This is a genomic window from Stenotrophomonas sp. 10L48, assembly GCF_056395105.1.
This window is the reverse complement of sequence record NZ_JBFTIX010000005.1, coordinates 490,504-497,933: the sequence shown is the minus strand read 5'-3', so window position 1 is coordinate 497,933 and position 7,430 is coordinate 490,504. Positions and strand designations below refer to the sequence as shown.

6 protein-coding genes are annotated in these 7,430 nt (G+C 65.9%); 4 read left to right on the top strand and 2 right to left on the bottom strand.

Annotation, left to right across the window (positions count from 1 at the left end; all coding sequences use genetic code 11):
* Window positions 1-490: 490 nt before the first annotated feature.
* On the top strand, window positions 491-1,756 hold the full coding sequence (locus AC1DCU_RS11540) for an alkaline phosphatase family protein (RefSeq protein ID WP_032976055.1): 1,266 nt from the start codon (window positions 491-493) through the stop codon (window positions 1,754-1,756).
* Window positions 1,757-1,838: 82 nt separating this feature from the next.
* Here the strand turns inward: AC1DCU_RS11540 and AC1DCU_RS11535 are convergent, their stop codons facing one another.
* Window positions 1,839-2,021: a 30S ribosomal protein THX gene (locus AC1DCU_RS11535; RefSeq protein WP_025879339.1), complete on the bottom strand. Its 183-nt coding sequence runs from the start codon at window positions 2,019-2,021 to the stop codon at window positions 1,839-1,841.
* Window positions 2,022-2,131: 110 nt separating this feature from the next.
* Complete coding sequence (locus AC1DCU_RS11530) at window positions 2,132-2,545, bottom strand: MerC domain-containing protein (protein ID WP_025879338.1); 414 nt, start codon at window positions 2,543-2,545, stop codon at window positions 2,132-2,134.
* A gap of 133 nt (window positions 2,546-2,678) precedes the next feature.
* On the opposite strand from AC1DCU_RS11530, the gene AC1DCU_RS11525 reads away from it, so the two are divergent.
* The 3 genes from AC1DCU_RS11525 to AC1DCU_RS11515 all read left to right on the top strand — a co-directional run bounded on the left by AC1DCU_RS11525 (window position 2,679) and on the right by AC1DCU_RS11515 (window position 7,420).
* Window positions 2,679-4,877 (top strand): TonB-dependent receptor, encoded by a 2,199-nt coding sequence (locus tag AC1DCU_RS11525; protein WP_032976054.1) that lies wholly within the window; start codon window positions 2,679-2,681, stop codon window positions 4,875-4,877.
* Window positions 4,878-5,180: 303 nt separating this feature from the next.
* A complete protein-coding gene (locus tag AC1DCU_RS11520; protein ID WP_025879336.1) occupies window positions 5,181-5,747 on the top strand; it encodes a TetR/AcrR family transcriptional regulator in 567 nt (188 codons plus the stop codon).
* Window positions 5,747-7,420: an MFS transporter gene (locus tag AC1DCU_RS11515; protein WP_032976053.1), complete on the top strand. Its 1,674-nt coding sequence runs from the start codon at window positions 5,747-5,749 to the stop codon at window positions 7,418-7,420. The genes AC1DCU_RS11520 and AC1DCU_RS11515 overlap by 1 nt, the downstream gene beginning before the upstream one ends.
* Window positions 7,421-7,430: the final 10 nt, after the last annotated feature.

The following is a 7,430-nucleotide window of genomic DNA, read 5'->3' as shown; positions in this document are numbered from 1 at the left end:
GCTGACATCAATCCCGATCCCGTTCATCACCGGACTCCGTATAGTCTGGAAGGGTCGAGAGCTCCCCCGCTTGCCCAGTCTTATCACTGCGAGTGTCAGCTCCAGCAACTGTTCGGGCGGATCAAGGGAGATTCCGGCGTGGGCGCCAAACTACATGGCGATCGTCGAGATCCAGGCTTACACGGCGGCCCACGCCGGCTCTCGACACCTACGGTGCCAGATTCCAATCAGATAAGGCTTGGCCGCGGCATCCATGCCGCGGACACCCCGCAATCCGACACCGCCCCGCCTTCGACAGGTTCCCGGTGACGGCTTGATTCGTTCCGGTAGATCCACGCCATGCGTGGATGGAAGCATCCGTAATCTGTCTGGAGAAGAGCCCCCTTGTTGTTCAAGGGGGCGGGGAAGGTGAAATGCGTGGACACGCCAGCGCGCCACAGGCGCGATGGCGTGTCTTGGGTACGTCATTGCTGCGGATTATCATGGGCGGATGACTTCCGTACGCCTGACCTGCACGCTGGCGCTGCTGCTGCCCCTGGCCGCATGCACCACCACGCCTTCGCCTTCGACAACCATCGCTGCACCTGCTGCGGAGGCGAATACGCCGCCCGCCAGCCCGCCGAAGCTGCTGTTGATCTCCATCGACGGCCTGCGCGCCGATGCGTTGGATCGCGGCCTCACCCCGAACCTTCAGCGGATCATCGATGGGGGCGTGCGTGCGCGCTGGATGACGCCCTCCTATCCCTCGCTCACCTTCCCCAACCACTACACACTGGTCACCGGCCTGCGTCCGGACCACCACGGCATCATCAACAACAGCATGGACGATGCTGCGCTCGGTCGCTTCGCGCTGCACGACCGCGCTGCGGTGACCACCAGCGGATGGTGGGGCGGCGAACCGATCTGGGTCGGTGCCGAGAAGGTCGGTGTGCGCACCGCCACCACCTCATGGCCGGGCAGCGAAGCCGAGATCCAAGGCACACGGCCCAGCCAATGGCGCATTTACGACGCCAAGGAACCGCTGGAACAGCGTGCGCAGACAGTGCTCGACTGGCTGTCGCAGACCGATGCCGATGCGCCGCGCCTGACCACGCTGTACATGGAGCACGTGGACAAGGCCGGCCACAACTTTGGCCCCGAATCCAGGCAGTACACCGAGGCCATCGTGCATGCCGACCAGGTCATCGGCCAGGTGCTCGATGGCCTGCAGCAGCACGGCCTGGCCGACAGCACCAACGTGATCGTGGTCTCCGATCACGGCATGGCGTCGGTGCCGGAGGGCCAGGTGATCGCCCTCGAATCAATGGTTGACCCTGCCATCGCGCGCAACGTCAGCGCAGGCCAGTCGGTCGGCTTCACGCCGGAGGTGGGACGCGAAGCAGAGGCCGAGCGTGCCCTGCTCGGTCGCCACGCACACTACGAATGCTGGAAGAAGGAGAATCTGCCGGCCCGCTGGCATTACGGCACCCATCCGCGCGTGCCGGCCATCGTCTGCCAGATGGATGAAGGCTGGGACGCGCTGACGCGCGAGAAGATCGCCAAGCGCGAGCACGCCGATCGCGGCTCACATGGCTACGACAACGCGTTGCCGTCGATGCGCGCGGTGTTCGTCGCCCGTGGCCCTTCATTCCGGCAAGGCCTGGTGATCGACGGTTTCGACAATGTCGACGTCTACCCGCTGCTGGTGCACCTGCTGCAGGTGCCGGAAGCGGCCAACGATGGCAACGCGCAGACGCTGCAGAAAACCCTGCGCTGATCGCGGCGCCATGCCCTGGCCACGGCCAAAAAAAACGCGGCGCCGAGCGCCGCGTTTTTTTTTGGAGCGGTCGGTCGGCGGATCAGCCGGCCTTGGCCACTGCCTTCTTGGCCACAGCCTTCTTCGCCGGAGCCTTGGCCACGGTCTTCTTGGCAACCGGGGCGGCGGCGCCTACGGCGACCTTGCTCGCGGTGTGCGAACGGGCGTTGCCGTAGCTGGCGTTGTAGCGCTTGCCCTTGGCGGTCTTGCGGTCACCCTTACCCATGTCTTCAACTCCTCAAATGTGAAATCTGGTTACCCCGTACTGACACGGGTTCGGCGGGGCCGCCTTGCTGGGCGCCCCCGCGCACGATCGGAAAGCCTACCACGGAGCGCCTAGTGCGCGCAGCTGGCGTCATGCACGTGGCCGTGGTTCAGGCGCAGGTTGACCAGGTGCGCGATGCCGACCAGCAGGCCGCCCAGGGTCATCACTACCGCATGCGGCACCGCGTTGTGGTGCAGCGGGTCGTACAGCACGCCGGCCCACAACGCGACCAGGCCGGGAATCAGGAACGCCAGCGCACGCAGCGCACCGTGCCGCCGATAGCCCCAGACCAGGCTGAACAAGCCCAGCAGGGTCACGAACACCACCAGCGCCTTCTCCACGCCATCGCTGAGCCAGAAGGACAGGCCAAGCGAGGGGGCAGCGGCCAGCAGCAGCGGAATGACCGCGCAGTGCACCGCGCACAGCATCGAACCGGTGGCGCCGAAGCGATCGAGCAGGTGGCGCAGGCGTGAGGGCAAAGGCATGACTTCCAGCAGGGCGGCGAATCGTTATGGAATAATATAACATCGTTTCCCGACCCGCACGGTTCCCCTCCCCCTGTCCCGCCGACGGGATTCGTGCGCCACCCGATTGATACAATGTAACAAAGGACCGCCCATGCCCTCCCGTCACCCTCGCCTCAAGCCGCATTCCCTGGCCCTGGCGCTTGCTGCGCTGCTGCCCTCCGTCGCCTTTGCGGCCTCCGACGATGATTCGCATCGTGACCGCCACCTGACCGAGCTGTCCTCGGTGCAGGTCACGGCATCGCCGCTGCAGGGTGATGCCGAATCGCTGGCGCGGCCGGTTGAAGTGCTGGCCGGTGAGCGCCTCGATGAGCAGAAGGCCGGCACCCTCGGTGACACCGTCGCCAAGCTGCCCGGCGTGCAGAGCACCTTCTTCGGCCCCGGCGTCGGCCGCCCGATCATCCGTGGCCAGGAAGGTCCGCGCGTGGCCGTGCTGTCCAACGGCATGGGCAACATGGACGCCTCCACCGTCAGCGCCGACCATGCCACCAGCATCGAGCCGTTCCTGGCCGACCAGATCGAAGTACTGAAAGGCCCGGCTACCCTGCTGTTCGGCAGCGGCGCGATCGGCGGTGCGGTGAACGTGGTCGATGGGCGCATTGCGCGCGAACTGCCGGATCGCCCGCTCAGCGGCCGTGCCGAGCTGCGTGGCAATTCGGTCAACGACGAACGCAGCGGCATGTTCCGCCTGGACGGCGTGAGCGGCAATGTCGTGCTGCACGTGGATGGCCTGGTGCGCAATGGCGATGATTTCCGCATTCCCGGCTACGCGGTGATCGAGGGCCTGGAAGACCACCACGATGACCACGACCACGCGGGCGAGGAAGGCGAAGAGCCGCGTCGCGGCCGCCTGGACAACAGTTCCATCCGCACCCGCGCCGGTGGCGTCGGCGCCACCTGGCTGGGCGAAGGCGGCTACTTCGGCGCCTCGGCCAGCACCTACCGCACCAACTACGGCATCCCCAACGGCGCCCACGTGCATGCCGACGGCGATGGCCACGACCATGGTCACGACCACGACCATGGCGAGGAGGAGGAAGGTGAAGAGCACGACGTGCGCATCGACATGGTGCAGAACCGTTTCGAGACCAAGGCCGGCATCTACAACCCGGTATCGTTCCTGAAGAACGTCAACGCGCGCGTGGCCTACACCGACTACGAACACGTGGAGCTGGAAGCCGGCACGCCGTCCACCCGCTTCACCAACCGCGGCATCGAAGGCCGCCTGGAAGCGGTGCAGCAGCAGATCGGCGGCTGGGACGGCGCCTTCGGCCTGCAGTTCGGCAACAGCGATTTCGGCGCAAAGGGCGAAGAAGCGTTCGTGCCCGATACCGGAACCAAGAACATCGGCCTGTTCGTTCTGCAGGAAAAGCAGTTCGGCCCGTTCAAGCTGGAACTGGGCGGTCGCCACGACCAGGTCAAGCTGGACCCGACCGGCGACTACCGCCGCCGCAAGTTCGACGCCACCAACCTGTCGGCCGCCGGTATCTGGAAGCTCAACGATGCGGTCGACCTGCGCATCGGCGTGGACAGCTCCGAGCGTGCACCGACCAATGAGGAGCTGTACGCCGCCGGTGCGCACATCGCCACCCGTTCGCTGGAAATCGGTGATGCCAACCTGAAGACCGAGCGCGGCCAACGCATTGAACTGGGCATCCACACCCACAGCGAGCGCCTGGACTTCTCTGCCGCGATCTACCAGACCAGGTTCAAGGACTTCATCTACCTGGCCGACACCGGCATCACCGAGAGCCTGCCGGTGCGCACCTGGACCCAGCAGGACGCGGTGTTCAAGGGCGCCGAAGCCGAAGCGCTGGTGCATCTGTTCGAAGGCGGCGCCGGCGATTGGGACCTGCGCGTGTTCGGCGACTACGTGCAGGCCAAGCTGGACGGCAACGGCAGCCGTACCCTGGACATCGCCGTGCCGCACGGTGACCACAACCACAACTACAGCGTGGAACTGGCCAACACCGGTTACCTGCCGCGCATCGCCCCGGCCCGTGTCGGCGCCGACCTGCGCTGGGCGAAGGATGGCTGGCGTGCCTCGGTGGGCGCGGTGCGTTACAGCCGGCAGAAGGACGTTGCGCAGAACGAGGAGCCGAGCAACGGCTACACCCTGGTCGATGCGCACCTGGCCTACCGCTGGGACCGCAGCGACAGCAACAGCTACGAGTTGTTCCTGGATGGCAGCAACCTGACCAACCGCGAAGTGCGTCCGCATACCTCGCTGCTGAAGGATTACTCGCCGCTGCCGGGTCGTGGCGTCGCCTTCGGGATCCGCGCGTTCTTCTGATGAGGCATCCACGCATGGCGTGGATCTACTGAAGTGCATCCACGCATGGCGTGGATCTACTGACGTGCATCCACGCATCGCGTGGATCTACTGAAGTGCATCCGCGCGTGGTGTGGATCTACTGACTTTGACGGCGGCATGCTGTCGTTCTCTCCCGGGGGGCCAGGTTGGCCCCCCGTCTTTTTTGATGACCTCGATCGACCCTCACGCATCCGTCACAAAGATGTGCGTACGACAACAAGCGGACAATCCCGTCGCCATCTGTCTCTCGCCATCCGGACATTTGTGTCCGAAAATGAAGCCATGACCACCCAACGTGCCGATGCCGCTGCCCGCCGAGCCCTCATCCTCGATGCTGCCGACCATGTGTTCGGCCAACACGGCGTCACCGCGCCGCTGGACCTGGTGGTCGAGCGTGCCGAAGTCGGCCGCGCCACCCTGTATCGGAATTTCCCTGACCGCACCGCGCTGATCCAGGCGCTGCTGCAGCGCACGGTCGACCGCATCCGCCGCCAGGTCGAGCAGCTTGGCGACCGCGACGACGCCCTGTTCGAGGTGTTTGAAGGCATGGCCCAGCGCATCGTCGATTCGCCGGCACTGGCCGATTACTGGCGCGCGGTCGATTCGGACGTGCCGGCCATGCGCACCGCACGCGAGACCGTGCGCGACCTGCTGGAAGCCCCCATCGCCCGCGCCAAGGCTGCTGGCCTGTGCCGGCCCGACCTGGAGAAGACGGATATTTCACTGATCTCGGGCATGCTGGGGGCGGCCCTGCGCGGCAAGACCCGCGATGAGCGCGCCCAGCTGGCCGGGCGTGCCCTGCAGCTGCTGCGCGGGGGACTCCAGGGAGCAGCCAGCGGGGAACGCTGATGGTGCAGCCGTACCTCAAGCCGGTTCCGGATTGGGAGGAGCACGAGAAGCCGACCATGCCCGGTTCGGCATCGATGCCCTGGCACCCGCCTTATCGGCGTGCAGCCTATGCACTGGTGTCGCTGCTGGTGGCCATCACCGGCGGCCTTGGCAACGCGCTGGTAACGGCCAACCTGCCCTTCCTGCAGGGGCAACTGGCACTCACTCCCACCCAGGGCAGCTGGCTGGTGGCTGCCTACGCCATGGTCAACGTGACCGCCAACCTGCTGGCCTTCAAGTTCCGCCAGCAATACGGCATCCGCCTGTTTGCCGAGATCGGCCTGGGGCTGTACGCGGCGCTGGCGGTGCTGCACCTGTTCGTCGGCAGTTTCGAGACCACCATGCTGACCCGCGCCGCCAGCGGTTTCGCCGGCGCGGCCTGTTCGACGCTGGGGACGCTGTACATGCTGCAGGCGCTGCCGCGGCGATTCACCGGCAACCTGCTGGTGATCGGCGTCGGCCTGTCGCAGCTGGCGGTGCCGATTGCCTGGATCGTCTCACCCGGCCTGGTCGATACCGGCCAATGGCACCAGCTGTATTCGTTCGAAGCGGGGCTGGCGCTGTGCGCGTTTGCCGCCGTGGTCGTGCTGAAGCTGCCGCCGGGAATCCAGGTCAAGGCCTTCGAACCGCTGGATTTCCTCACCTTCGCCCTGCTCGCGCCTGCCGTCGCCCTGCTGGTGGTGGTGCTGGCCCAGGGCTACACGCGCTGGTGGTTGAACACGCCGTGGCTGGGCTGGGCGCTGATCGCCTCCATCGTGCTGACCACCACCGCACTGATCATCGAACACTACCGGCGCAACCCGCTGCTGCAGATCCGTTGGCTGTCGACCCTGCCGGTGATGCACTTCATCGTCGGCGCCTTCCTGATCCGCTTCCTGACCACTGAACAGTCCTACGGCGTGGTCAACCTGATGCGCACGCTGGGCATGGGACCGGACCAGATGCGGCCGCTGTTCGTGGTGATCCTGGCCGGCGTGGTCACCGGCATCGCCGGTGCGTCACTGACCTTCGGCCCGAAGCGCCTGATTGCGCAGCTGTTGATGGCGATCCTGCTGCTGGGTGCCGCCGCGTTCTTCGACCAGCACCGCACCAGCCTGGATCGCCCGCACGACTTCTACATCAGCCAGTTCCTGGCGTCGGTTGGCGCCGGCATGTTCATGGGCCCGCTGATCATGCTTGGCATTTCCGCCGCGTTGAAACAGGGCGTGGACCACATGATCACCTTCCTGGTGACATTGTCGATCACGCAGACGCTGGGCGGACTGGCCGGCTCAGCCGTGCTGGGAACATTCCAGCTGCATCGCGAGCAGCTGTATTCCAGCGCGCTGACCAGCCAGCTCGATCCAGCCTACCCGGTGGTGGCACAGCGCCTGCGCATCCAGCAACAGCTGTACGCAGCGCAGATCACCGACCCGGTGCTGCGCAGTGCCCAGGGCAGCGCGCAGCTGGCGCAGACCACCCGCCGCGAAGCCAACGTGCGAGGCTTCAACGATGTGTTCACCCTGAGCGGTTGGCTGGCAATCGGTTTCCTGTGCTGGTTGCTGCTGCTGTCGCTGCGTACCGCCGTACGCAAACAATGGCGCAAGCGCCATCCTTCCTCCCCCGCTGCGGCTGCGACCGCGGCACCGCGCTGAGTCCACCGTC

Excerpts from the sequence above, each read along its gene's own strand:
- AC1DCU_RS11540 (WP_032976055.1), top strand. The coding sequence starts at position 491 with ATGACTTCCGTACGCCTGACCTGCACGCTGGCGCTGCTGCTGCCCCTG.
- AC1DCU_RS11515 (WP_032976053.1), top strand. The coding sequence starts at position 5,747 with ATGGTGCAGCCGTACCTCAAGCCGGTTCCGGATTGGGAGGAGCACGAG.
- AC1DCU_RS11535 (WP_025879339.1), bottom strand. The coding sequence starts at position 2,021 with ATGGGTAAGGGTGACCGCAAGACCGCCAAGGGCAAGCGCTACAACGCC.
- AC1DCU_RS11520 (WP_025879336.1), top strand. The coding sequence starts at position 5,181 with ATGACCACCCAACGTGCCGATGCCGCTGCCCGCCGAGCCCTCATCCTC.
- AC1DCU_RS11525 (WP_032976054.1), top strand. The coding sequence starts at position 2,679 with ATGCCCTCCCGTCACCCTCGCCTCAAGCCGCATTCCCTGGCCCTGGCG.
- AC1DCU_RS11530 (WP_025879338.1), bottom strand. The coding sequence starts at position 2,545 with ATGCCTTTGCCCTCACGCCTGCGCCACCTGCTCGATCGCTTCGGCGCC.